Annotated in this window: 21 protein-coding genes; 8 read left to right on the plus strand and 13 right to left on the minus strand. The window is 66.5% G+C overall.

Going from position 1 to position 23,730, the window contains the following annotated elements:
• The first annotated feature begins 122 nt into the window (after positions 1-122).
• A complete protein-coding gene (yeiP, locus tag RUU78_RS13595; protein WP_313917452.1) occupies positions 123-686 on the plus strand; it encodes an elongation factor P-like protein YeiP in 564 nt (187 codons plus the stop codon).
• 86 nt (positions 687-772) lie between these two features.
• Here the strand turns inward: yeiP and RUU78_RS13600 are convergent, their stop codons facing one another.
• Entirely contained in the window at positions 773-1,360 is a 588-nt protein-coding gene (locus tag RUU78_RS13600) for an NUDIX hydrolase (RefSeq protein ID WP_313917454.1), read from the minus strand.
• Between the two features lie 146 nt (positions 1,361-1,506).
• Between RUU78_RS13600 and RUU78_RS13605 the strand changes: the two genes are divergently transcribed.
• From RUU78_RS13605 to RUU78_RS13625, 5 genes are all read left to right on the plus strand, one after another.
• Positions 1,507-2,985, plus strand: coding sequence for an amino acid permease (locus RUU78_RS13605; protein ID WP_313917456.1), 1,479 nt, complete (start codon positions 1,507-1,509; stop codon positions 2,983-2,985).
• A gap of 555 nt (positions 2,986-3,540) precedes the next feature.
• Positions 3,541-4,182 carry a methylthioribulose 1-phosphate dehydratase gene (locus RUU78_RS13610; RefSeq protein WP_313917457.1) on the plus strand — a complete coding sequence of 214 codons (642 nt, stop codon included), beginning with the start codon at positions 3,541-3,543 and terminating at the stop codon, positions 4,180-4,182.
• A complete protein-coding gene (locus RUU78_RS13615) occupies positions 4,179-4,724 on the plus strand; it encodes an acireductone dioxygenase (RefSeq protein WP_313917459.1) in 546 nt (181 codons plus the stop codon). Before RUU78_RS13610 ends, RUU78_RS13615 begins: the two co-directional genes overlap by 4 nt.
• Positions 4,725-4,888: 164 nt before the next feature.
• Positions 4,889-5,578 carry an acireductone synthase gene (gene mtnC, locus RUU78_RS13620; protein WP_313917461.1) on the plus strand — a complete coding sequence of 230 codons (690 nt, stop codon included), beginning with the start codon at positions 4,889-4,891 and terminating at the stop codon, positions 5,576-5,578.
• A complete protein-coding gene (locus tag RUU78_RS13625; protein WP_313917463.1) occupies positions 5,575-6,714 on the plus strand; it encodes a C13 family peptidase in 1,140 nt (379 codons plus the stop codon). Before mtnC ends, RUU78_RS13625 begins: the two co-directional genes overlap by 4 nt.
• On the opposite strand, the gene RUU78_RS13630 is transcribed toward RUU78_RS13625, so the two are convergent.
• The 10 genes from RUU78_RS13630 to RUU78_RS13675 form a co-directional block, all read right to left on the minus strand.
• Positions 6,684-7,340, minus strand: coding sequence for a diphthine--ammonia ligase (locus RUU78_RS13630; protein ID WP_313917465.1), 657 nt, complete (start codon positions 7,338-7,340; stop codon positions 6,684-6,686). The two genes, RUU78_RS13625 and RUU78_RS13630, sit on opposite strands and share 31 nt — an antisense overlap.
• A gap of 251 nt (positions 7,341-7,591) precedes the next feature.
• Positions 7,592-8,200 (minus strand): bifunctional phosphoribosyl-AMP cyclohydrolase/phosphoribosyl-ATP diphosphatase HisIE, encoded by a 609-nt coding sequence (gene hisIE / locus RUU78_RS13635; protein ID WP_313917467.1) that lies wholly within the window; start codon positions 8,198-8,200, stop codon positions 7,592-7,594.
• Positions 8,197-8,967: an imidazole glycerol phosphate synthase subunit HisF gene (gene hisF / locus RUU78_RS13640; RefSeq protein ID WP_313917469.1), complete on the minus strand. Its 771-nt coding sequence runs from the start codon at positions 8,965-8,967 to the stop codon at positions 8,197-8,199. Before hisF ends, hisIE begins: the two co-directional genes overlap by 4 nt.
• Positions 8,961-9,689: a 1-(5-phosphoribosyl)-5-[(5-phosphoribosylamino)methylideneamino]imidazole-4-carboxamide isomerase gene (gene hisA / locus RUU78_RS13645; protein WP_313917471.1), complete on the minus strand. Its 729-nt coding sequence runs from the start codon at positions 9,687-9,689 to the stop codon at positions 8,961-8,963. The genes hisF and hisA overlap by 7 nt, the downstream gene beginning before the upstream one ends.
• On the minus strand, positions 9,686-10,282 hold the full coding sequence (gene hisH / locus RUU78_RS13650) for an imidazole glycerol phosphate synthase subunit HisH (RefSeq protein ID WP_313917473.1): 597 nt from the start codon (positions 10,280-10,282) through the stop codon (positions 9,686-9,688). Before hisH ends, hisA begins: the two co-directional genes overlap by 4 nt.
• Positions 10,279-11,379, minus strand: a complete 1,101-nt coding sequence (gene hisB / locus RUU78_RS13655; RefSeq protein WP_313917475.1) for a bifunctional histidinol-phosphatase/imidazoleglycerol-phosphate dehydratase HisB — start codon at positions 11,377-11,379, stop codon at positions 10,279-10,281. Before hisB ends, hisH begins: the two co-directional genes overlap by 4 nt.
• Positions 11,379-12,446, minus strand: a complete 1,068-nt coding sequence (gene hisC / locus RUU78_RS13660; RefSeq protein WP_313917477.1) for a histidinol-phosphate transaminase — start codon at positions 12,444-12,446, stop codon at positions 11,379-11,381. The genes hisB and hisC overlap by 1 nt, the downstream gene beginning before the upstream one ends.
• Complete coding sequence (gene hisD, locus RUU78_RS13665) at positions 12,443-13,750, minus strand: histidinol dehydrogenase (protein ID WP_313917478.1); 1,308 nt, start codon at positions 13,748-13,750, stop codon at positions 12,443-12,445. Before hisD ends, hisC begins: the two co-directional genes overlap by 4 nt.
• Positions 13,747-14,646 (minus strand): ATP phosphoribosyltransferase, encoded by a 900-nt coding sequence (hisG, locus tag RUU78_RS13670; RefSeq protein WP_313917480.1) that lies wholly within the window; start codon positions 14,644-14,646, stop codon positions 13,747-13,749. The genes hisD and hisG overlap by 4 nt, the downstream gene beginning before the upstream one ends.
• A complete protein-coding gene (locus tag RUU78_RS13675) occupies positions 14,643-15,053 on the minus strand; it encodes a YerC/YecD family TrpR-related protein (protein ID WP_313917482.1) in 411 nt (136 codons plus the stop codon). The genes hisG and RUU78_RS13675 overlap by 4 nt, the downstream gene beginning before the upstream one ends.
• Before the next feature lie 503 nt (positions 15,054-15,556).
• On the opposite strand from RUU78_RS13675, the gene RUU78_RS13680 reads away from it, so the two are divergent.
• Together RUU78_RS13680 and RUU78_RS13685 are read left to right on the plus strand one after the other, a co-directional pair.
• Complete coding sequence (locus RUU78_RS13680; RefSeq protein ID WP_313917484.1) at positions 15,557-17,377, plus strand: 7TM diverse intracellular signaling domain-containing protein; 1,821 nt, start codon at positions 15,557-15,559, stop codon at positions 17,375-17,377.
• Between the two features lie 237 nt (positions 17,378-17,614).
• Positions 17,615-20,002, plus strand: a complete 2,388-nt coding sequence (locus tag RUU78_RS13685; protein ID WP_313917486.1) for a M14 family zinc carboxypeptidase — start codon at positions 17,615-17,617, stop codon at positions 20,000-20,002.
• Between the two features lie 86 nt (positions 20,003-20,088).
• Here RUU78_RS13685 and RUU78_RS13690 read toward each other — a convergent pair whose 3' ends face one another.
• Together RUU78_RS13690 and hisS are read right to left on the minus strand one after the other, a co-directional pair.
• On the minus strand, positions 20,089-21,987 hold the full coding sequence (locus RUU78_RS13690; RefSeq protein WP_313917488.1) for an aromatic amino acid lyase: 1,899 nt from the start codon (positions 21,985-21,987) through the stop codon (positions 20,089-20,091).
• A gap of 133 nt (positions 21,988-22,120) precedes the next feature.
• Positions 22,121-23,500 carry a histidine--tRNA ligase gene (hisS, locus tag RUU78_RS13695; RefSeq protein WP_313917489.1) on the minus strand — a complete coding sequence of 460 codons (1,380 nt, stop codon included), beginning with the start codon at positions 23,498-23,500 and terminating at the stop codon, positions 22,121-22,123.
• Positions 23,501-23,730: the final 230 nt, after the last annotated feature.

Consider the following 23,730-nt stretch of genomic DNA (forward strand, 5'->3'; position numbering starts at 1 on the left):
TTCAGAGTGATCAGAACCAGTGGTTCTGAGCGATCACTCTTCACCCCCCTTGACTAGAAGGGGACTCAAGAAGCAAAACAACGCAATGCGTTTCTCAACGTCACCTACCGGTCGATTCGAGCATGAAAGCCAGCGAAATCAAGAAAGGCAACGTCGTCGAGCACGACAACAAGGTCTACCAGATCCGCGACATTGAACGCAGCTCGCCGCAGGGCCGCGGCGGCAACGTCACTTACCGCTTCATCATGTACTCGGTGCCGGGCGGCCAGAAGCTCGACCTGAGCCAGCGCGCCGAGGACGAGTTGCGCGAGGTCGAGCTGTCCCGCCGGCAAGCGACCTATTCGTACCGCGAAGGCGACACCTTCGTGTTCATGGATGCGGAAGACTTCACCCAGTACATGCTCGATGCGAGCGCCCTCGGTGACTCCGCCGGCTTCGTGACCGAAGGCATGGAAGCCTGCTACGTACAGCTCATCGAAGACCAGCCCGTCGCCGTGCAACTGCCGCCCACGGTGACCCTGGCCGTCGTCGACACAGCGCCCGAACTCAAGGGAGCGACAGCAACCAAGCGCCCCAAGCCGGCCCGGCTCGAGACCGGTATCGAAATCCTCGTGCCGGAATACGTCGTCAACGGTTCGCGCATCCTCGTCAACACCGTGACCGGGGAATACTCCGGCAGGGAATGAAATCGCATCGAGGATGCGTCGTGGACTGATCCCGTGTTTCGCAGCCGTGTTTCCCGGCGAGACGGCAACCGTCTCGCCGCAGACCGTCAGCGCAACCCGCGCGCCAGCCATTTGCGCGCCATGCGCTGCAGCGATTCGTCATAGTCGGCCGAACCGACCATGGCGGCAATATCGCGCCAGGCCAGTGCGAGCGATTCCTCACTGACCGCGAATTGCTCGCCGCTGCAACAACGCACGACGTAGCGCAGGTCGTAGTGCCAGTGACCCGGCACGTCACGATGATCCGGAATCCAGTGCCGGTCCAGATCGAAGATCTCGCGCTCGATCGCGAGATCACGCAGACCCGATTCCTCTTCCGCTTCACGCAGCGCGACGGCGACCAGGTCAGTGTCGCCGTCCGCGTGGCCACCGAGCTGCAGCCAGCGCTGCAATTTGCGGTGATGGGTCAGAAGCACACGCGCTCCATCACCGCTGACGAGCCAGGCGGCGCCAGTCAGATGCCCCTGCGCCAGCTCGCGCGCAGCGGCATCGGCGTGGCGACGCATGAAATCGCGGAATCGCTCGACGGTTTCGGTTTCGCCGGGATGACGGATGGCATAGGCATCGACATCGCGGAGCCAGTCTCGTTGCCACGCGGATAGTTCGACCGCGGCGCTGTTGCCGGTTTCGCTCATAGCGGGCGCTTGCTGGCCTAGAGAGGGTCGCGTATTTTAGCCCGGTTTTGTCGCGTCCCATCTCGGGCGCGAAAGTTCGCCAGGCCTCGCAAGCAGATGTGCTGCTGATGGCGCCGGGTCCCGTACAAACCGTGGGAGGGGATGCAATGATTTTCTGGCGCGTCAAACCGCTTGACCAGATTCTTGAAAACGCCGAGAAGAAGAGCCTGAAACGCCAGCTTGGCGCGCTGCAGCTGACCATGCTCGGCATTGGCGCAATCATCGGCACCGGTATCTTCGTGTTGACCGCCGAAGCCGCGCAGAAAGCCGGCCCAGGCATGATGATTGCGTTCGTGATCGCCGCCGTCGTCTGCGGCCTGGCCGCGCTGGCGTATGCCGAACTCGCCTCGATGGTGCCGGTGTCCGGCTCCGCTTACACGTATACCTATGCGGTGCTCGGCGAGGCACTGGCATGGATCGTCGGCTGGGCGCTCGTACTCGAGTACGCCGTCGCTGCCGGTGCGGTCGCAGTGGGCTGGTCGGGCTACGTCAACGGTTTGCTCGAAGCAGCTGGCGCGAGTCTTCCCAGAATCCTCCAGACCGGACCGTTCGACGGCGGCGGCTTCAACGTCCTCGCCTTCACGATTTCCCTCGTGATCACCGGTCTGCTCGTGCTTGGCACGTCCAAGAGCGCCTGGGTCAACGCGGTACTCGTGTCGATCAAGATCGCGGCCCTCATCGCCTTCGTCATCATCGCGGTTCCCGCCGCACAGGCACCGAACTTCGAGCCGTTCACGCCGACGGGCTGGGGCACTCCGATGGGAGGCGTCGGCGTGCTCGGTGCCGCGGCATCGATCTTCTTCGCCTACGTGGGTTTCGATGCCGTGTCCACGGCTGCCGAGGAAACCAGGAACCCGAACCGCAACGTTCCGATCGGCCTCATCGGTTCGCTCGCGGTCTGCACGGTGTTCTACCTGCTGGTCGGCTACGGTGCGGTCGGTGCCGCCGGTGCGCAGCCCTTGTACGACGCCGCCGGCAAGCTGCTGGAGCCTGGCACTCAGGCGATGGCGGCGGCCTGCCTCAACTCCACCGCGCTGGTCTGCAGCAACGAGCCCCTGGCCCACGTACTGCGCTCGCTCGACCACAACACCGTCGCCTATCTCGTCGGCATGGCCGCCAGCCTCGCGTTGCCTTCCGTGATCCTGATGATGATCTACGGCCAGACCCGCATCTTCTTCGTGATGTCTCGCGACGGCCTGCTGCCGGAAGTCTGCTCCAAGGTGCACCCGACCTTCCACACCCCACACATCATCACGATGATCACAGGCGTGTTCGTGTCGCTGTTCGCCGCCATGTTCCCGGTCGGCGTACTCGCCGATGTCTCCAACTCGGGAACGCTGTTTGCGTTCGTGATGGTGGCGATCGGCGTGATGATCCTGCGTCGCACGCAGCCCGGACGCGCACGCCCGTTCCGCACGCCGCTGGTCTGGGTCGTGTGCCCGCTCGCCGTGCTCGGCTGCCTGCTGCTGTTCGTGAACCTTTCGGCCAAGGCGCTGACCGTGTTCGCGGCCTGGACCGTCATCGGCCTGATCGTGTACCTCGCATACGGCAAGAGTCATAGCGACCTCGCGCCGAAGAGGGCGTAAACCGGACGCGTATGGCCGGGCTCGGCACTATGCCGGCCCCGGCCATACGCCCCGAAAAGCCTAGATTCCCCGCCAATCAACGAGTTGGCACTCCGCGACAACGGCTGGATCGACGCGTTCGCCGCGTAAAGTTGATGCCCTTTGCACTCAATGACTTAGCGAAGGCTCGCGCAGTCGGGGCAATTTTGCTCACCGGCTATGCACAGTTTGCCCCCGGTCTACAAAAATTCTTCAAGACCTTGATCTTTCTTACTATTGTGACTAGCGCTCACAAGCAATCCACGGCTTATCCACAGGGCGGGGTTAGCTCGGCGCAACGTCAGCGGGTATGATCAAGGTCCGCGGGAAATACACTTGGCAGTGGGCCCCTCGGAATGCGGCTCGGATGCGTTCAGACGGGTTAGCTCCTCGGTCTGGACGCATCCGGGCAGCGACTCCCCCTCGCTTCAACCCCTTTCTTGTTTCTGATCAACGTTCATCGGCACCGCCGATGCCCTAGCGGCTGGCCGACACACGGGCTCGGTTATAGTGACCGCCCCAGACTCCGCGACCGCCATGACCGATCCGAAATTTCCCGACGCTGACCGTCTTGCGCTCTGCGCGCGCGAAATCGCCGAAGCTGGCCGCGACCTGGGTGCACGAGGCTGGACCCCTGCCACGAGCAGCAACTTTTCCCGGCGCTACGACGAATCCCATGCGGCCGTGACGGTTTCCGGACGCGACAAGGGCAACCTCGGCATCGACGATGTCATGCTCGTCGATCTGGCCGGCAACGCCGTGGCAACCGACGCGCGGCCCTCGGCGGAAACGCTGCTCCATGTCCAGATATACCGGCGCGATCCGACCGTCGGCGCCGTGCTGCATACGCACTCGCACAACCAGACCGTCGCCTCGCGCCTGTACGCTGCGCAGGGACTGATCCGTTTCAGCGGCTTCGAACTGCAGAAGGCAATCACCGGCTATACCACGCACGAGAGCGAACTCGACCTGCCGGTGTTTCCGAATACCCAGGACATGCCCGAGCTCGTCGACCGGATCGACGCCTGGCTCGACGCCGGCAAGCCGCTGCACGGCTACTTGATAGACGGCCACGGCATCTACACCTGGGGTCGTACCATGGCCGAAGCCCGCCGGCATCTCGAAGCCTTCGAGTTCCTGCTGGCGGTCGAACTGGATCTGAGGAGGTTGCGCGCATGAGTCGACTGCGTATTTTCGCCGAGGGACATCCCAACGAGCCGTCCTTGGAAACCAGCGAGCACGCGCGCATTTCTGAGGAACTCGGCAAGGTCGGCGTGCGCTTCGAGCGCTGGGAGGCGACGGCCGACATCCAGCCAGGTGCTGCATCCGAAGACGTGATCGCAGCCTACCGCCGCGACATCGATCGGCTGATGCAGAGCGAGGGCTATCAGGCCGTCGACGTGATCAGCCTCACTCCGGACCACCCGGAAAAACTGCAGCTGCGACAGAAGTTCCTCAACGAACACACGCACTCGGAAGACGAGGTCCGCTTCTTCGTCGCCGGCCGTGGCCTGTTCACACTGCACATCGATGAAAAAGTCTTCGAGGTGCTCTGCGTCCAGGGCGACCTGATTGGCGTGCCGGACGGCACGCCTCACTGGTTCGACATGAGCGAACAGCCGCATTTCGTCGCGATCCGCCTGTTCACGAACAAGGATGGCTGGGTCGCGAACTTCACCGGCAGCGATATCGCGCTGCAGTTCCCGCGCCTCGACGCCTGAGCAGCCCCGCAAGCGCAATCGGGTGAGGCAGCTCTGCGCGAGCACGGTCCACGATCTCGCCGTCAATCCGCGCAAGCACGGCCAGCCAGACGCTTCGCGTTTCGAGCGTGACTCCAGGGCCTCCGACCAGGCGCCTCCATACATTCCATCAACTGCCGAAGTCCATGACGATACTAGCGATCCTGACCGATATCGAAGGCACCACGAGTTCCATCAGCTTCGTCAAGGACGTGCTGTTCCCGTATGCGCGTGAGCACCTGCCGGCCTTCGTGGCTGCGCGTGGCGACGAAGCGGAAGTCAGACGCTGGCTGGATGCAACGGCGCAGGACGCCGGCATCGATGCGACCGACCGCGACGCCATCGTGGCCACGCTGCGGCAATGGATCGATGAAGACCGCAAGGCCACGCCGCTGAAGGCGTTGCAGGGCATGATCTGGCAGGACGGCTACGCAAGCGGCGCCTACCGTGCCCATCTTTACCCGGAAGTGGCCGATCGCCTGCGCGCCTGGAAGGATGGCGGCTTGCCGCTATACGTGTATTCCTCAGGCTCGGTCGCGGCGCAGAAGCTGTTTTTCCGCTATAGCGACGCTGGCGATATCTCCGGTCTGTTCGACGGCCATTTCGACACCGAGATCGGTGGCAAGCGCGACGCCACGTCCTACGCGCAGATCAGCTCGGCGATCGGCATCGCGGCCCGGGACATCCTGTTTCTTTCCGACATCGTCGAGGAACTCGACGCGGCGCGCAGCGCCGGCCTGCAGACCACCTGGCTGTGCCGCCCGCCGCTGAATTGCCCGGCGCACCCTGCGCATCCGTGCGTCAGCGACTTCGACGCGATTGCGTTCGGAGAATGAACCGTCGCGAGGCCGCTCGCCTGCTGCTGGCCTTGCTGCTCGGCCTCGGCTTCGGTCTTTTTCTCGGCGGCCGCGGCGAACCGAACCCTGCATCCGCGCCACTGGCGGCCCGCGAAATACCGCGCCGGCCCGCGCTTCCGCCGCCGCCGTCCGCGCCGGCAACCGCGGCACCGGCATCCACCGCGCCGGCAACGCAATCCGCAGCCTTGCTGCGCGACCTCGGCGCCACGCGCGACCTTCTCGCGCGCTGGTTTCCGGCCCTGGCCGAAGAACCGGCTCCCGACGATCCCGACTACAGCGCCGAACGCGTGCTCTATGACCAGCACCGGCTCGTCGGCGAAGCACTGGCCGGACTGCGGGCGCAGACACCGGGCCGCACCGACCTGTATGTCGTAGCCTTCGGCGGGGACGGCGATGAGAACGTGTTCCGCAACGAAGTGGAATATGTCGAAAAATTGTTTTCTGAACGCTACGGCGCGCGCGGCCGGGTCGTCGTGCTGGAAAACAATCCCGCCACGGTCGAAACCCGACCGCTCGCGACCTGGAGCAATCTCGAACTCGTGCTCGACGGCCTGCTCGAGAACAACCGCTTCGACCCGGAGGAAGACATCCTGCTGCTGTTCCTGACCAGCCACGGCGACGAAGACCACTATCTCTATGTCGGCATGGACGTGCTGCCGCTGGACTGGATCGGTGCCGACGACCTGTCACGCATGCTCAACGAACGCCCGTTCCGCTGGCGCGTCAGCATCGTCTCGGCCTGCTATTCGGGTGGTTTCGTCGACGGGCTGAAGAACTCCACGAGCATGGTGATTACGGCCGCCCGCGCGGACCGCACGTCGTTCGGCTGCGGCAGCGAATCGGACATCACGTTCTTCGGCAAGGCTTTCTTTGTCGAAGGATTGAATCAGACGGACTCGTTCCGCGGCGCATTCCAGATCGCGCGGCAACGCATTGACGAATGGGAGGAGGACGAAAAGCAGACGCCCTCGGAACCGCAGATCGCCAGCACGCCGCTGATCGAGGCCAAGCTCGCCGAGTGGCGTCGCAGCGTCACGCTCGGGCCGCCTCAGCCATTCGAGATAGCTACGGCGGTGAAGCCGGTTCAATCCAGCGAGAAATCGACGAAACAATAGCCGTCGACACGCTCATGCGCACCCTCGCGCAGGCGCAGCGGCTGTGAGAAGCAGGGTCCGTCGACGACCAGCGTATGGTATTCGCCGGCCTCGCCACAGAGATCGATGCCGGCCCGGCGGAACTCCGCGATGACCTCCGCATCGAGCACACGCCCGAGCAGCGACGCATCGAGCTTTTCTTCCTGCACCGCGACCAGCCGCGTGACGAAACCGGCGCCGAGGAACTCCTGCAGCAAGGCCTCGCGCGGTTCGTCCCAGATCGGGTGCAGACATTCCAGGTCCAGCTCGGCGCAGACGCTGCGGCACCAGCTGCGGTGCGCTTCGAGATCGATGTCGCCGAACGCGACCGCCGTGATGCCGTCGACGTCGCGCAATTGCGCCAGCGCCGCGCTGAAGTGGCGCCGATAGTCGGTGAGACTGGTCGCGACATCCATCACGGGCACGCCGATCGCTGCGGTCTGCGCCTGCAGGACCTCGGGACGCAGCCGGTGCGAGCGTGTGCGCGAACCGTCGTCGATCAGCGTGGTGACCAGCGCGACCGGCGGACCATGGCGCTGCCACAGCCGCCACAGGCTCAGGGCCGAATCCTTGCCGCCGCTCCAGGACACCGCGTAGCGCAGTTGCATCACGTTCGTTCCGCCGAAAACGCCAAGGTACTTCTGAACACGGTAGTACTTACAGTACAGGTGCTCCTGCAGCAGCCGCACGATCAGCTACGCACGCGAGCCTACGCTCAGGTCTCGGCAGCGATGCGGACAATGCGTTGGATCGGCGCGAACTGGCCCGCGTCGCGCTCGCGCGCGCCCGCGCGACGCGCCGTCAGAAACGATACCTCGCGCAGATTCGCGCCCGGTCCCGTGCCGCGGCGCGGATACGGTCAGCGATGCCGGCGCTGCAATTCCTCGATTGCCGCAGCCAGCGGCAGCCCGCGCGCGCGAAGCAACACGGTCAGATGGAATAGCAGGTCGGCCGCTTCGCCGACCAGCGCCGCCTCGTCCTGAGCCACGGCGGCGAGCGCGGTTTCCACGCCTTCCTCGCCGACCTTCTGCGCGATTCGGCGCAGGCCGCCGTCGAACAATTGCGTCGTATAGCTGCCCGCCGGACGCTCGCGTTCGCGTGCCGCGACCAGGGCATCGAGTTGGTCGAGGAAGCCTGGCGACTGCAGCGCTTCCGCGCCGAAACAGCTGTCGCTGCCGAGGTGGCAGGTCGGTCCCTGCGGTTCGGCGCGCAGCAGCAGCGAGTCGCGGTCGCAGTCAGTCAGCACACCGCGCAGCAACAGCCAATGCTGCGAACGCTCGCCCTTGGTCCACAGACGTTGCTTGCTGCGGCTGTAGAACGTGACCTTGCCGCTGTCCAGCGTCTGCTGCAGCGCGGCCGGGTTCATCCAGCCCTGCATCAGCACCGTCCCGCTACGCCAATGCTGCACGATCGCCGGCAGCAGGCCGTCGCCCTTGCTCCAGTCCAGGCTCGCCGGGTCGAGGTTCATGGCCGCATCCTCACACCATGCTCGCGCAGGTATTTCTTCAGGTCGGGAATCGCGATGCTGCCGGAATGGAACACGCTCGCCGCGAGCGCACCATCGACGTCAGCCTCATCGAAGACGGCGGCGAAATGCGCCGCACTGCCGGCGCCGCCCGAGGCTACCAGTGGCACGCCGCAGCGCGCGCGCGCCGCGCGCAACTGCTCGATGTCATAACCTTCGCGCACGCCGTCTGCCCCCATGCAGTTGAGTACGATTTCGCCGGCACCGCGTCCGATCGCTTCGTCTATCCAGTCGAGCGTGCCTTGCGCCAGCGCGCGGGTCTTGTCCGGATCGCCGGTGAACTGGCGCACGCGCCATTCGCCGTCGGCGTCGCGCAGGCTGTCGATGCCGACGACGACGCATTGCACGCCGAACGCGTCGGCCAGCTCGCCGATCAGCGCAGGACGCAACAGCGCCGGCGAATTCACTGAGATCTTGTCGGCGCCGGCCTGCAGCACGGCACGCGCGGACTCCACGCTGGCGATGCCGCCGGCCACGCAGAACGGAATATCGATCGCCGCGGCAACACGTTCGACCCAGCCACGGTCGACCTCGCGCTGCTGCGGACTCGCGGTGATGTCGTAGAACACGAGTTCGTCGGCGCCTTCGTCGCGATAGCGCAGTGCCAGCTCCAGTATGTCGCCGATGACGACATGGTCGCGGAAGCGCACGCCCTTGACGACCTGGCCGTCGCGCACGTCCAGGCAGGGAATCAGGCGGCGCGTCAGCATGCGAGCGCCGTGGCCAGGTCGAGCCGACCTTCGAGCAGGCTGCGGCCAAGCACGACACCGGCGAGACCGAGATCGCGCACGGCCCGCACGTCGGCCACGTCGCGCACGCCGCCCGAAGCCTGCACCTGCAAGCCTGGCGCGAGCCGGCGCAGGTGGGCGTAGAGACCGAGGTTCGGACCGGCCAGCATGCCGTCGCGATGAATGTCGGTGCACAGCACATGCACCGCGCCGGCCGCCGCGTAGCGCGGCGCGAGTTCTTCCAGCGTCGGCGCCTCGCTCTGCGTCCAGCCCGCGCTAGGCAGGCGCCAGATACCGTTTTCCTCGCGCGTGTCGAGCGCGATGCACAGCCGCTGCGCGCCGTAGCGCGTCAACCATTCCTCTACCCGCTCCGGTTCGCGTACCGCGACGCTGCCGAGCACGACGCGCGCGACCCCGGCGTCGAACAGACGCTCGAGATCGTTTTCGCCGCGCACGCCGCCGCCGGCCTGCAGCTGTATGGCGCTGCCGGCCAGTGCTTCGATGAGACGGAAGTTGGCGAGATTGCCGGCGCGCGCGCCGTCGAGATCGACGACGTGCAGCCAGGCCGCACCGGCCGCGGCGTAGTCCTGGGCCAGGCGCAGCGGGTCGACTCGGTAGCTCGTCTGCTGCGAATAGTCGCCTTGGCGCAGGCGCACGACGTTGCCTTCGCGCAGGTCGATCGCGGGGATGATGTGGAAGTTCACAGGGTCAGGAAATTCTTCAGCAGCAGGGAACCGACGGCGGCAGAGCGTTCCGGATGGAACTGCATGCCGAAGAAATTATCTTTTTGGACTATTGCGGAGAATGACATGCCATGAGTGCAGCTCGCGAGCGTCCACGCACCGACCGGCGCGGCGTAGCTGTGCACGAAATAGGCATGGGCATCGGCATCGAGTCCGGCCAGCAATGCATGTGGCCTTTCGATCTGGAGCCGGTTCCAGCCCATGTGCGGCACGCGCAGGCCCGGCAAGGCCGGCAGGCGCTCGACGGCGGCCGGAATGATGCCCAGACACGCGGATGCGCTTTCGCGCGAGCGTTCGAACAGCAGTTGCAGTCCGAGGCAGACGCCGAGCACGGGCTGACGCAGGTTGCGCAGCGTGTCGATGAGATCCAGCTGCGCCAGCCGCTGCATCGCCGGACCGGCCGCGCCGACCCCCGGCAGGATCACGTGGCTCGCGCGGCGCATGCGTGCGGCATCGGTCGTCAGCGGCGCGTCGACGCCGAGGCGCCGCAAGGCGCTGCGCACCGAACCGATGTTGGTGCCGCCACCGTCGACGAGCACCACGTCGAGGCTCATAGCATTCCCTTGGTGCTGGGCAGCGCGCTGCCGTCGCGGCGCAGCGCCGTACGCAGTGCGCGCGCGACCGACTTGAAACACGCCTCGACCATGTGATGCGCGTTGTCACCGCGAACGGCCAGGTGCAGATTCGCTCCGAGCGTCTCGCATAGCGAGCGGAAGAAATGCGGCACGAGCTCGGTCGGCAGGTCGCCGACACGCTCGCGCGGGAAGACGCCGTCGAAGACGAAATACGGCCGTCCCGACAGGTCCAGCGCCGCGCGCGCGAGGGTTTCGTCCATCGGCAGCGTGATCGCGACGCGCGCCTCGTCCGGCTCCAGCGCATCGCCGTAGCGTCCGATCCCGCGCTTGTCGCCGAGCGCCTGGCGCAGCGCCTGGCCCAGCGCCAGCGCGCAGTCCTCTACGGTGTGGTGCTCGTCGATATGGGTGTCGCCGGCACAGCGCAGCGACAGCGCGATGCCTGCATGCTTGCCAATCTGTTCGAGCATGTGGTCGAAGAACGGCAGGCCGGTCGCGATCACGGCATCGGCGCCGCGATCCAGGTCGACGCTGACCCGGATGCGCGTCTCGCGTGTGTCGCGCTGCACCTCGGCGCGGCGCGGCGCCTCGCACAGCACGCGCGCGATCTCGGCCCAATCCCACTCGCCTTCCCCGCTGCCGAGCAGGAAACCGCGCACGCCGATGTTGTCGGCGAAGGCGATGTCGGTCGCGCGATCGCCGACCATCGCCGACGCGCGCCGGCTCCAGCCATCGTCGCCGAGATAGCCGCGCATCAGGCCGGTGCCGGGCTTGCGCGTCGCCAGGCCTTCATGGGCGAAGCTGCGATCGATCAGCGTGTCGATGAAGCGCACGCCTTGGGATTCGAAGATCTGCAGCATGAGCCGGTGCGGTCCCCAGAACTGCTCCTCGGGAAAGCTGTCGGTGCCCAGGCCGTCCTGGTTGGTGACCATGACGAGTTCGTAGCCTGCATCCACGCAGCGGCGCAGTGCCGGGATCACATCGGGCAGCAGCGCGAGCTTGGCGTAGGCATCGATCTGCTGGTCCGGCGGTTCGACGATCAGGGTGCCGTCACGGTCGACGAAAAGGTATTTTTTCATTACGCCGCCTCCTCGCACGCCTGCAGCGCGGCGAGCAGCACACGATTCTCCTCAGGCGTACCTACCGAAATGCGCAGGCAATCGGCCAGCCCACGGTAGCGCGTGACATCGCGCACAACCACGCCGGCGCGCAGCAGCGCCGCATAGATCGCGGCCGGCTCGCGCCAGCGCACGCAGAGGAAATTCGCCGCCGACGGCAGCACGCCAAGCACACCGGGCATGCTGACCAGCTGCGAACGCAGCCACTCGCGCTGGTCGCGCAGCAGCGCGATCCGTGCGCGCGCCTGCGCGATGCCGTCGGGGCTCAGCGCCGCGAGCGCCGCCGCGATGCTGCCGGCCGGCAACGGGTATGGCGCGAGAATGCGGCGCAGCAGCGCGATCACGTCGCTTGCGGCCAGCAGCGCGCCTACGCGCGCACCGGCCAGCGCATAGGCTTTCGACAAGGTACGCAGCACGGCGACATGATCGTGTCGCGCGAGCAGCGCGGCCGCGCTCGGACCACCGGCGAACTCGAGATAGGCCTCGTCGACGACGAGCAGCGCGCGACCGCGCAGTGCGGTCGCGATGTGTTCCAGTACGGACAGCGGCACAAGATTGCCACTCGGGTTGTTCGGCGTGCAGACGAAGACGAGCTTGACCGCGGGGGTCAGCGCCGCGAGCAGCGCGTCCGCGTCGAGGCGGAAATCCTCGGCCAGCGGCGCGTGCAGCACCTGCGCACCTTGTATCGCCGCGGCCACGGCGTACATGCCGAACGTCGGCGGCGAGACGAGGATCGCGTCTTCGCCGGCACGGCAGAACGCGCGCACGAGCAGATCGATCGCCTCGTCGCTGCCACGTCCGACGAGCAGTTGTTCGGGCGCGACGCCGTACAGCACGGCCAGGCGCTGCAGCAGCGCCGCCGGCTGCGGATCGGGATAGCGGTTCAGGCCTTCGCCGGCCTGCGCCGCCGGCGACCACGGCGATTCGTTGGCATTGAGCAGCACGCGGCCACCGCTGGCTTCCATGCGCGCGGAGGAATACGGCGTCAGCGCGCGGATGTCAGCGCGCGCGAGATCGAGCACGTTCATGCGGTGGCCTCCAGGCGTGCCAGGCGCAGCGCGACGGCACGTTCGTGCGCGTGCAATTGCTCGGCCGCGGCGAGCGTGCGCGCGCACGGTCCGATCGCGCGCAATCCGTCCGGCGACAGTTCCTGCACCGTGATCAGCTTGACGAAGCTCGCGACCGACACGCCGCTCCAGGCGCGCGCGTAGCCGTAGGTCGGCAGGACATGATTGGTGCCGCTGCAATAGTCACCGACCGCCTCGGGCGACCACGCGCCGAGGAACACCGAGCCGGCATTGAACACGCCGGACAGGAGCGCGCGTGCATCGGCGACGTTGAGGATCAGGTGCTCGGGCGCGTAGTCGTTGCTGATATCCAGCGCCTCGGCAAGGTCTGCGACTTCGACCAGGCGGCTGTGGGCGAGCGCAGCGCGTGCGAACTCCGCGCGAGGCAAGGTCTGCAGTTGTTCTTCCAGCGCTACGGCGACGGCGTCGAGCAGCGTTCGCGACGGCGACAGCAGCACGGCCTGCGAATCACTGCCGTGTTCGGCCTGTGACAGCAGGTCCGCGGCGACGAAGGCCGCATCGGCCTGCGCGTCGGCGATGACCAGCACTTCGGAAGGCCCGGCCGGCAGGTCGATCGCCGCACCGGCCGGATCGTTCGCGACCTGGCGCTTGGCCTCGGTGACCCAGGCATTGCCCGGACCAAACAACTTGTCGCAACGCGGCACGCTGGCGGTGCCGTAGGCCATCGCCGCGATCGCCTGGGCGCCGCCGAGCTTGAACACGCGCGTCACGCCGCAGAGCCTGGCGGTATACAAGACCACAGGATCGCACTCGCCTTTCGCGTTGGCGGGCGTGCACAGGACCACGTCGGCGCAGCCGGCCAGCTGCGCAGGTACCGCGAGCATCAGTACGGTGGACGGCAGCGGCGCGGTCCCGGCCGGCACGTACAGGCCCACGCGCTGCAGCGGTCGCAGCACGCGTTCGCAGATCACGCCCGGCGCAGTCTCCACGCGCACGTCCACCGGCGCGCCGGCACGATGAAACAGCGCGATGCGCTCACGCGCCTGCGCGATCGCGTCACGCAGTGGCGGCGCGACGCAGGCATCGGCCGCGGCGAATTCGGCGTCGCTGACGGCCAGTTCGTCCAGCTCGCAGCCGTCGTAGCGCCGCGTCAGCGCGCGCAGGGTCGCGTCGCCGTCGGCGCGCACCTGCGCGATGAGCCGAGCCACCGTCGCGGCGCGATCGGTCACGTCGGTCTGCGCCGGGCGGCGCAGGCTCGCGGAACGCGCGTCCGCGTCGAGTTCACTCCATACCAGCCGCTTCATGCGAGCATTTTCTCCACCGGCAGAACCAGCATGTGACGCGCGCCGGCACGGCGCATGTCTTCCAGGTGCTGCCAGGTGATCGCGCCATGGCAGACGGCCTGCAGCGCGACTTCGTCGACGCGGCCCTCGATGCTGGTGACCGTCGGCTGCTGGCCCGGCGGCAGCAGCCGCGTGACGCCGGCGAGCGCCTCGCGCGTGGTCTGCAGAAGCACCAGCTTGGATTCGCGCACCTGGATCACGCCGTCGATGCGGCGCAGCAGCAGTTCCTGCAATTCGCCACGCTCGTCGGCCGGGGGCCGCGGCGCACCGGCCAGCACGGCTTCGCTGTCGAGGATGCTGGCGACTTCACGCAACTGGTTGGCCTGCAGCGTGGCGCCGCTGGAGACGAGATCGCAGATCGCGTCGGCAGTGCCGAGCTTCGGCGCGATCTCGACCGACCCCGACAGCACGACGACCTTTGCCGTTATGCCGGTCTGGGCGAGCCACTGCCCGGTCAGCGCGGGATACGTGGTCGCGATGCGCAGACCTTCGAGCGACGTGCTGTCGACATAGTCGATCTCCTGCGGCAGCGCGATCGAGAGACGGCAGCGGCCAAAACCCAGCGGCAGGATTTCGCGGAACGGGGATTCCTCGCCGCGGCCGCGCGCGAGCGCCTGCTGTTCCGCGAGCACGTTGCGGCCGACGATGCCGAGGTCGCAGACGCCGTCGGCGATCAGACCGGGAATGTCGTCATCGCGCACCAGCAGCAGGTCGATCGCGAGGCTTTCCCCGAAGCAGAACAGCTTGTCGCGGCTCTGGCGGAATTTCAGGCCGCAGCGCGCGAGCAGGTCCTGCGATTGCTCGGACAGGCGTCCAGATTTCTGTACCGCGATGCGCAGGCGGTCACGCGTCTTCATGATTTGCTCCGGGAGCGCGAAGGCGCCGGCGTGGTCGCCGGCACTCCGGCCAAGGCCGACGGCGGCATACCGCCACGCCGACGCGGCGGCTTGGGCAGCGGCGGCAAGGCTTCATGCGCGACCACGGCGAGATAACCGCCATTGCCTTGCTGCAGGAAGCGCGCGACGCGGCCGATGGTGGTGACGCTGACCGACGTGCGGTCGTGGATCTCGCGATACGCATAGCCGGCGAGCAGGTACGGCACCACGCGCCAGCGATCGACCAGCGCTTCCAGCTCGGCCGGCGTGCACAGGTCGCGCAGGAAGGCCTGCATCTCGGCGGGTGTATCGAGCGACAGCAGCGCCCGGCACAAGCTTTCCTCGGCGGGAACGGGCGTGTTTTCGGGTTCGATGTAACGTCGCTTCATGATTCAATGTAATAACGCGTTAGAACACTACGACAAATCTACCGCAGTCTCCGCCGCGCTGTAAACCCCGGTGGCCCGAGCGCAACCGCACGCTTGGGCCCGGCGCCGGCGCACCTCGGTTCACGTTGCGTGGCGGTTACAGGCCGTCGACGCGATGGCCTCGGCCCCGCGTCGCAGGCGCGATGTCACAAAAAGTTGCACTTGATCCTACGGCGGCGAAGGCGGCCGAACCGCCCGGATACGCTCGCAGGCAATCCGTCGGAATCGGTAGCGAATTCCAATTAAATATTTATTAATCAACGATTTAGATTAAACCATAGGCAGGGCACGCACGATGCCGACGCACGACGACGTGCGGCGCCCCGGATGCAGCGCCGCGAGCGCACAGGCGCAGCGGTGATCCTTCGCGTTGCCCCCGCACGTAAAAATCTGTTGATAACGGGCAACAATGGCAACGATCCTGCAAGGTAATTGCCGCGGCCAGCGTTTTCAGGGGGCGATTCGTGGCGCATCTACTGCTACGCCTGTTGCTGTTGTGCAGCCTGCTGCCGGGCTGGCTCGCTGTCGCCTGCGCAGCGCCGATCCTTGATCTGACCGCCGGACAGACGCGGGCGCCGCTGGCCGCGGTCACGACCTTCGCGGTCGACGCGCGCGGCGAGGCCACCGCCTCAGCCATGTTCGCCGACGCCGACGCCGGACGCTTCCAGCCCGTACCCGCCGACAACGCCACCTTCGGCTTCGTCGACGGCGCCTACTGGTTCCATGCCCGCGTAGCCAACGCCAACCATGCCGACTCTCGCTGGTTGCTCGTGCTCGAGTACGCACTGCTCGATCAGGTCGATCTGTACGTGCGCCGAGCAGACGGCGCGATCGCGCAATTCCAGTCTGGCGACCAGCATCCCTTCTCGCAGCGTTCGGTCAGCTACCGGCACCCGAATTTCTGGCTGCAAATCACACCGGGCCAGCCGCTCGATCTGCTGCTGCGCGTACAGACCAAGAGTTCCATGCAGGTGCCGCTGACCCTGTACACGCCGACCGCGTTCATCGAGCTGGCGCGCGACGCGCAGCTCGGCATGGGCATCTACTACGGCATCCTGCTGGCCCTGCTTTTCTACAATTTGATTTTGTTCGTGTCGCTGCGCGACCGCTCGCATTTCCTCTACAGCCTGCATGTGCTCGGCTTCGGCCTCGTCCTGTTCTGCCTCAACGGATTCGCCTTCGAGTATTTCTGGCCCAACTCGACCTGGCTCGCGAATGCCGCGGTGCCGATGTCGATGTCGTTCGCCATGCTCGCCATGCATCTGTTCGCGCGTGATTTCCTCGAACTGCCGCGCCGCTCGCCGCTGGGCAATCGCGTGCTGCTGGTGCTGATGGCATTTCACTTCGCGATGCTGCTGGCCAGTCCCTTCCTCGACTACCGCACCGCGGTGCTGATCGGCACGGCGATGGTGTTCCCGGGCGTCGGCGCGGTGATCGGCGTCGCCATCGCGGTGGCGCGGCGCGGCTTCCGCCCGGCGCTGCTGTTCCTGTTTGCCTGGGGCATGCTGCTGGCCGGCACGCTGGTCTACGCGATGGTGTCCTTCGGCATGGTCAGCAAGACCTTCGCGACCGAATACGGCATGCAGATCGGCTCGGCCGCCGAGATGATCTTCCTGTCCTTCGCGCTCGCCTACCGCTGGGCCGCACTGCGCGATGACAACGAGCGCATCGCGCGCGAAGCCAACGAACAGCTGGAGCAGCGCGTCGAGGAACGCACGCAGGAGCTGTCCAGCGCGCTTCAGCAGCTCGGCGAGGCACATGCGCGGCTGCGCGAGCACAGCGCGCGCGACGGCCTCACGGGCGTGTTCAACCGGCGCTATTTCGAACAGGCCTTCGCGCCATTGCTGGCGCAGTGCGCGGCGGATGCCAAGCCGTTCTCGCTGCTGATCACCGATCTGGATCACTTCAAGCGCGTCAACGACGAGCACGGTCACCTGACCGGCGACGACTGCCTGCGCTGCATCGCCGCGACGCTGCAGCACTGCGCCGGCGACAGCGCCGTCGTCGCACGTTTCGGTGGGGAGGAATTCGTCGTGCTGATGCCCGGCGCCGAAGAACTCAGCGCGCGCCGCACGGCAGAAGCGATCCGCCAGCGCATCGCGGCGCAGGTGTTCGCGCTGGAAGGCGACCGCCAGCTGCACCTGACCGTGAGCATCGGCGCGGCCACGGTCGGCAGCGGCGTGGTCGTGGAGCCCGACACCCTGCTGCGGCGCGCCGACGATGCGCTTTACGAAGCCAAGCGCAGCGGCCGCAATCGCGTCGTGCAGGGATCTGCAGCGGCCTGAGCCCCGCACGGGCCGTCACGGCGTCCTGCCGTGGCCAGGCCCATCAGCGGCCACACCCCCATCAGGAACGCCCACACCGGCAGCGCCCATCGCTGCAAGCGGGCGCGGCAAAGGCTCGCTCCAGATCGTCGCAAATCGATACACAGTGAACTGCGTCACATATTTTTGCGGTGCAGCAACGCGCGCGAGCCCGCGATTGGCGGCACGATCCCGCCTTTGTCCGTTCGGGGGAACGTCATGCGCAACACACTCGCTGCTGGACTGCTGCTCACGTGTGCCGCGCTGCCGGCGTGGTCAGCCAGCCCGACGCCGCAGGTCGTGACCGTGCAGACGCGCGACGCTGCGCTGATCCAGCGCATGGCCGACCGGCTCGGACACCTGCGCGTGGATCGCACCAAGGGCACCGTCACGGCCGAGATCGAGCCCGCCGATCTCGTCTGGCTGCGCACGCAGAGCACCGACGTCAGCGTGGACAAGATCGCGACCGAAGCGCTGCAGCTGCAGACTTCGGGCCGATCGCTCAGGAGCATCCCGGGCTTCGCCTGCTACCGCACGGTCGAGGAGACGCAGGCTTCTGCGGACGCACTGATCGCCGCACACCCCACCCTGGCAAGCAAGATTGACATCGGCGACAGCTGGGAAAAAGTCGCGGCCGGCGGCAATCCGGGCTATGACCTCGTCGTGCTCAAGCTGACCAACTCGGCCGTAGCGGGACCCAAGCCCAAGCTGTTCTCGATGACCGCAATCCATGCCCGCGAATACACCACGGCCGAACTCAACACGCGCTTCGCCGAGTGGCTGGTGAACAACTACGGCAGCGATCCCGAAGCGACCTGGCTGCTCGACCACAACGAGTTCCACCTGCTGCTGCAGTCCAATCCCGACGGCCGCAAGAAAGCCGAGACCGGGCTTTCCTGGCGCAAGAACACCAACACGGCCTATTGCGGCTCGACCAGCGATTCACGCGGTGCCGACCTCAATCGCAACTTCCCGTTCCACTGGGGCGGCCCGGGCGCGAGCAGCTCGGCCTGCCAGGAAACCTATCGCGGCGCGAGTGCCGGCTCCGAACCGGAAACCCAGGCCGTCGTGAACTATGTGCGCAGCATCTTTCCCGACCTGCGTCCGGACGACACCACGACTGCGGCGCCGGATACCACGCAAGGCGTGTTCCTCGACATCCACAGCTATTCGCAGCTCGTGCTGTGGCCCTGGGGCGATACCACGACGATGGCGCCGAACGCGGCAGCGCTGGAAATCCTCGGCCGTCGCATCGGTTGGTTCAACGGCTATGACCCGCAGCAGTCGGTCGGCCTGTACGCCACGAGCGGCACCACCGACGACACCGCATACGGCCAGCTCGGCGTCCCGGCCTACACCATCGAACTCGGCGTGGCGTTCTTCGAGAGTTGCGCGAGCTTCGAGGCCAGCACCTATCCGCACAACGTCGATGCGCTGCGCTACACCGCGCGCAGCCTCAGCGCACCGTACCGGCTGCCGTTCGGTCCCGAAGCCGTCGATATCACCGCGACGCCGGACCTCGTCGTCGCCGGCGATACCGTACGCCTCGCCGCAAGCGTCGACGACTCGCGCCTGAATCGCACGCCGCAGCCGCAGGCCGGCGCGCCGCCGCCGCCCAACACGCAGAACATCGCCTCGGCGCGCGCCTATGTCGACACCCTGCCGTGGGCCGCAGGCGCTACCGCACAGGCCATGAGCGCCGCCGACGGCGGCTTCGACAGCGGCAGCGAAGCAGTGCAGCTGGATCTGCCGACCAGCGGATTTTCCAGCGGCCGCCACCTCGTCTACGTCCAGGGCGTCGACAGCAACGGCGACGCGGGGCCCCCGAATGCGGTTTTCGTCGACGTCGCACAGGCCGGCGAGATCGCGACCGTGCATGGCACCGTGCGCGATGCCGTTACCGCCACACCGCTGGCCGCTACCGTGAAGATCGGCAGCGCCACCGTGCAGGCCGACCCCGCGGGCGCCTACACCAAGCACGTGCGCGCCGGTAGCGTCGACATCGAGGTCAGCGCGCCAGGCCATCTGACCGAACGCCTCAGCGGCGTCAATCTCGCCGGCGGCAGCGATGTCGTGCGCAATTTCAGTCTCGCCGCGAATTGCAGCGTGTTCGCCGACACCGTCGAGGGCGCCAACCCCGGCTGGACCACGCAGTCGCCCTGGGGCACGAGCACGACGGTCGCGGGCAATACCACGAAAGTCTGGACCGACAGCCCCGCCGGCAGCTACGCCAACAACATCAACATCAGCCTGACCTCGCCGCTGCTGGACTTCACCGGCTACGAGGACGCTGTGCTGAGCTTCGAGCAGAAATGCGTGACCGAAGCGGGCTATGACTACGGCATCGTGGAAATCAGCACGAATGCGGCCGCCGGCACGCCGACCTGGACCGAACTCGCGCGCTGCGACGGCGAAAGCACCTGGCGCACCAGCCGCATCGAACTGCCGGCGGTGGCGAACCAGGCCGCGGTCAAGCTGCGCTTCCGCCTGACCAGCGACAACAGCCAGACGGCCGAAGGCTGGTCCATCGACAACGTGAAGATCGAAGCTGGCGGCGCGATGTGCCGTGCGAACGGCGACACGTTGTTCGCCGACGACTTCGAGTAGGCAGGCGCCCCGCGACGCAGGATCGCGCCACACGCGGGATGCCGCGCCGCTCGGCGCCGCATCCCGTGTACCCGCGACGCTGCGCGCTATCGCTCTGCGATCAACGCACCACTGCGCACCAGCGCGCACATGCGCTGCACTTCGGCGTCCATCGCACGATCACGCTGCATGAAGCCGACGACTTCCCGCACACGCACGAATGCGGCGTTCACCGCATGGCCGGCGCGGAATTCGCCGGCCTCGGTCAGCGCCTGCATCAGTGCGGTGACTTCCTGCTGGAACTGCGCGTAGTCGGCATGGCCTTCGACCGGCGCGCCCTGGATCTTGCCGGCGAGTTCGTGCCAGTCGCCGCGCTCGGCAAGACGGCGCGCCGCGTTGAGCATGTCCTGGCGATATTCCAGCGCCTGCGCCGCGGTATAGATTTCCAGCGCGAGCACGTCGGAGAGATCCTCGACCATGTCGAGCACATGGCGCGCCTCATTGGCACCCATGGACACGTGATCCTCGGCGTTCGCACTGGTCGGGATCGAATACACCGAGGCCGGGTGCGCACGCGTGGCGAGGTCGTTGACGAGCGCCGCCGCGGTGTACTGCACGATCATGAAGCCCGAATCGGTCGCATCCTCGTTGCCGATCAGGAACGCCGGCAGGCCGTCGTTGTTGGCCGGATCGACGAGCTTGTTGAGGCGCCGCTCGGAGATGGATGCCAGCACCGGAATCGCGGCCTTGAGATAGCTCATGGCCAGCGCCAGCGGCATGCCGTGGAAATGCCCGGCGGACACGACCTGGTCTTCGATCACGGCCGCATTTTCCATCTGCGGAAAAATCAGCGGATTGTCGGTGACCGCGTTGAGTTCGATGTCGATGACGCGACAGGCCTGGCTCCAGGCATCGCGCACGGCGCCGTGCACCTGCGGCGCGCAGCGCAGGCAATACGCGTCCTGCGGCTGGTGTTTCTTGCCGCCCTTGAACGGCAGGAAGCGCGCGTAGAAGGATTCCTTGCCGTGGCGCTGCGCCGCCGGCACATAGTCCCAGGACAGATCGAAGCGCGCGGCCTGGTCCTGCGGATGCGACCACGAACTCGCGAGCCAGGTGCGGAAACGCGGCACGAGGTGATACGGAATGTCAGCCAGGGTCGAACCGGCGAGGTGCGCACGCAACGCAGCCGCGGATTCCACCTGTCCCGGATGCGGGCGCAGCGCATGCACTTCGGGCTTGAGCGCGCCGGTGCGGCCGGCGAAGGCATCCAGCGTCATCGCCGCGGCGAGATCCGCCGTCGCGATCAGCTGCTCCAGGCGGTGCAGCGCGAGTGCCGCAGTCGCGAGCATCTGGGTCGTGCCGTTGTTGAGCGCGAGGCCTTCCTTGAACGACAGGCGCAGTGGCTCGAGACCCACGCGCGCAAGCGCTTCGGCGCCTGCCATGCGCTGCCCGCCGACGAAGGCTTCGCCGCCACCGAGCAGCACGATGGCCAGGTGCGACAGCGGCGCGAGATCGCCGCTCGCGCCGACGGAACCCTTCTGCGGAATCACCGGGATCACGTCGCGGTTGAGCAGTTCCGCGAGCGCCTGCAGCGTCACCGCGCGTATGCCGGAGTGACCGCGCATCAGCGTATTCACGCGGATCGCGAGCATGGCGCGTACGACTGGCGCCGCGAACGGCTCGCCGACACAGACCGCATGCGTGACGATGAGGTTGTATTGCAGCTCCTCCATCAGCGTGCCGTCGCGCTGCTCCGGATTGCCGCCGGGCAGTTCGTCGCGCGCACGATGCGCGCCGAGCAGCTTGTCGGCGTTGCTGCCGAAGCCGGTCGTCACGCCATAGATCGGTTCGCCGCAGCGGACCTTATCGGCGAGAAAGTCAGCGGTCTGCTGCACGCGCACGAGCTGGTTCGCATCGAGCGCGATGGAATGGCCGTCGTAGGCGATCGCAGCGACTTGCGCGCGCGTCAGCGAGGAGCCGTCGAGGGTGATGGTTTTGGTAGACATGATGTTCTCGGTCGAAAGTGGCGAAACGCCGCTCGATCCCTCCCCTTCAAGGGGAGGGCTTGTCATTGCAGCGGGCGGCAGCAACCGGTTACTGCAACAATTTCTCCAAATCTGTATAACTTCCTAGAACAGCCTACGCACGCCCCATCGCCTGCGCCTGTTCCAGCTCCACGCGCAGCGTCTTTACCAGCTCGCTGCGCGCGACCTCGAACTGCTCGCGCCGGCGCAGGTCCTTGACGATCACCGTGTCCTTCGCGATCTCGTCGCTGCCGACGACGATCGCAAAGCCGATGCCGGCTTTCTCGGCATACTTGAACTGCTTCGCCATTTTTCCGGGCTCGAGCACGACTTCGGTATTGATGCCGGCCTGGCGCAGCTCGTTCGCGATCGCGAGATAGCGCGGCAGTTCGGCTTCATCCATCTGCGTCACGATGACCTGCACCGTGCTGCTGCCCGTGCCGATGAGGCCAGCTTCGCGCAGCTGCCAGTAAAGGCGCGTGGCGCCGATCGAGATGCCGACACCGGGAAGGTGCGACTTCGTGTAGTGGCCGGCAAGGTTCTCGTAGCGTCCGCCCGAGCAGATCGAACCGATCTGCGGATGCTCGACGAGATGGGTTTCGTAGACCGTGCCGGTGTAGTAGTCCAGACCGCGCGCGATCGACAGGTTCAACGCGTAGAACGCCTCGGGCACGCCGAGCGCGCGGATCAGCTCCAGCACCTCACGCAGCTCGGCGATGCCTTCGTTGAATGCGGCGCTGCCCTGGCCCAGCGCATCGAGCGTCGCAATCGCGTCGGCGTGCCCGGTCGAGCGCGTCTGGACGAAAGCAAGAATTCGAGCGACGTCGCTTTCGCCAAGCCCGAAGTCGCCGCTGCGCAAGCTCTCGGCGACCTTCTCGGCACCAACTTTGTCGAGCTTGTCGATCTCGCGCAGGATCAGCGCCTGGCGGCCCGCGTCGGACTGGCCGAGGTTTTCGAAGAATCCACGCAGCAGCTTGCGATTGTTGAGCTGGATCGTGAACGGGCCGATCTTGAGGTCGCGGAACACCTGGTAGATCACCGCCGGCAGCTCGGCGTCATAGCGGATCGACAGCGAGTCCTTGCCGATCACGTCGATGTCGCACTGGTAGAACTCACGGAAGCGGCCGCGCTGCTGGCGCTCGCCGCGGTAGACGCGCTGCATCTGGTAGCGGCGGAACGGAAAGTTGAGCTGGTGCTCGTGCTCGGCCACGTAGCGCGCGAGCGGCACGGTCAGGTCGAAGCGCAGCGCCATCTCCGGCGTGCCTTCCTTGCCGAGATTGCCGGTGGACTGGACGAAATAGACCTGGCGCTCGGTTTCGCCGCCTTCCTTGGTCAGCAGGATCTCGCTGAGTTCCATGACCGGCGTTTCCACCGGCAGGAAGCCGAAGCGTTCAAAGCTGCGGCGAATCGTGTCGAGCATGTCCTGGAACGCGATCTGGTCCAGCGGCAGCAGTTCGAGCACGCCGGGCGGCGTGCGGGCGGCGGTCAATGCCATGCAGGTTCCTTTGGAAATTCAACAAGTTTTGACATGGTCGCCCTTGGGCCGTGCACCAGATCTTCGTTTTGCGCAGCAACAACCGACACCACTATCGCCCTTGGGCCGTACACCAGATCTCCACAACCCCGCCAAACGCTGCGCGTTTGGCCGCCCCCTTGACTCAAGGGGGCTCCGAAAAGCAAAGGCGGTATCAGGCCGCGCGGTACTAACGAAGTGGCCGGGCGCGA

Origin of the sequence: Tahibacter sp. (genome assembly GCF_032229445.1) — a bacterium.
Classification (GTDB): Bacteria; Pseudomonadota; Gammaproteobacteria; order Xanthomonadales; family Rhodanobacteraceae; genus Tahibacter.

Coding starts and splice junctions, on each gene's coding strand:
- RUU78_RS13630 (WP_313917465.1), bottom strand. CDS start 7,340: ATGCAACTGCGCTACGCGGTGTCCTGGAGCGGCGGCAAGGATTCGGCC.
- hisB (WP_313917475.1), bottom strand. CDS start 11,379: ATGAAAAAATACCTTTTCGTCGACCGTGACGGCACCCTGATCGTCGAA.
- RUU78_RS13605 (WP_313917456.1), top strand. CDS start 1,507: ATGATTTTCTGGCGCGTCAAACCGCTTGACCAGATTCTTGAAAACGCC.
- hisC (WP_313917477.1), bottom strand. CDS start 12,446: ATGAACGTGCTCGATCTCGCGCGCGCTGACATCCGCGCGCTGACGCCG.
- RUU78_RS13685 (WP_313917486.1), top strand. CDS start 17,615: ATGCGCAACACACTCGCTGCTGGACTGCTGCTCACGTGTGCCGCGCTG.
- yeiP (WP_313917452.1), top strand. CDS start 123: ATGAAAGCCAGCGAAATCAAGAAAGGCAACGTCGTCGAGCACGACAAC.
- RUU78_RS13610 (WP_313917457.1), top strand. CDS start 3,541: ATGACCGATCCGAAATTTCCCGACGCTGACCGTCTTGCGCTCTGCGCG.
- hisS (WP_313917489.1), bottom strand. CDS start 23,500: ATGGCATTGACCGCCGCCCGCACGCCGCCCGGCGTGCTCGAACTGCTG.
- hisH (WP_313917473.1), bottom strand. CDS start 10,282: ATGAGCCTCGACGTGGTGCTCGTCGACGGTGGCGGCACCAACATCGGT.
- hisIE (WP_313917467.1), bottom strand. CDS start 8,200: ATGAACCTCGACCCGGCGAGCCTGGACTGGAGCAAGGGCGACGGCCTG.
- hisF (WP_313917469.1), bottom strand. CDS start 8,967: ATGCTGACGCGCCGCCTGATTCCCTGCCTGGACGTGCGCGACGGCCAG.
- RUU78_RS13615 (WP_313917459.1), top strand. CDS start 4,179: ATGAGTCGACTGCGTATTTTCGCCGAGGGACATCCCAACGAGCCGTCC.
- RUU78_RS13600 (WP_313917454.1), bottom strand. CDS start 1,360: ATGAGCGAAACCGGCAACAGCGCCGCGGTCGAACTATCCGCGTGGCAA.
- mtnC (WP_313917461.1), top strand. CDS start 4,889: ATGACGATACTAGCGATCCTGACCGATATCGAAGGCACCACGAGTTCC.
- RUU78_RS13625 (WP_313917463.1), top strand. CDS start 5,575: ATGAACCGTCGCGAGGCCGCTCGCCTGCTGCTGGCCTTGCTGCTCGGC.
- hisG (WP_313917480.1), bottom strand. CDS start 14,646: ATGAAGACGCGTGACCGCCTGCGCATCGCGGTACAGAAATCTGGACGC.
- RUU78_RS13690 (WP_313917488.1), bottom strand. CDS start 21,987: ATGTCTACCAAAACCATCACCCTCGACGGCTCCTCGCTGACGCGCGCG.
- RUU78_RS13675 (WP_313917482.1), bottom strand. CDS start 15,053: ATGAAGCGACGTTACATCGAACCCGAAAACACGCCCGTTCCCGCCGAG.
- hisD (WP_313917478.1), bottom strand. CDS start 13,750: ATGAAGCGGCTGGTATGGAGTGAACTCGACGCGGACGCGCGTTCCGCG.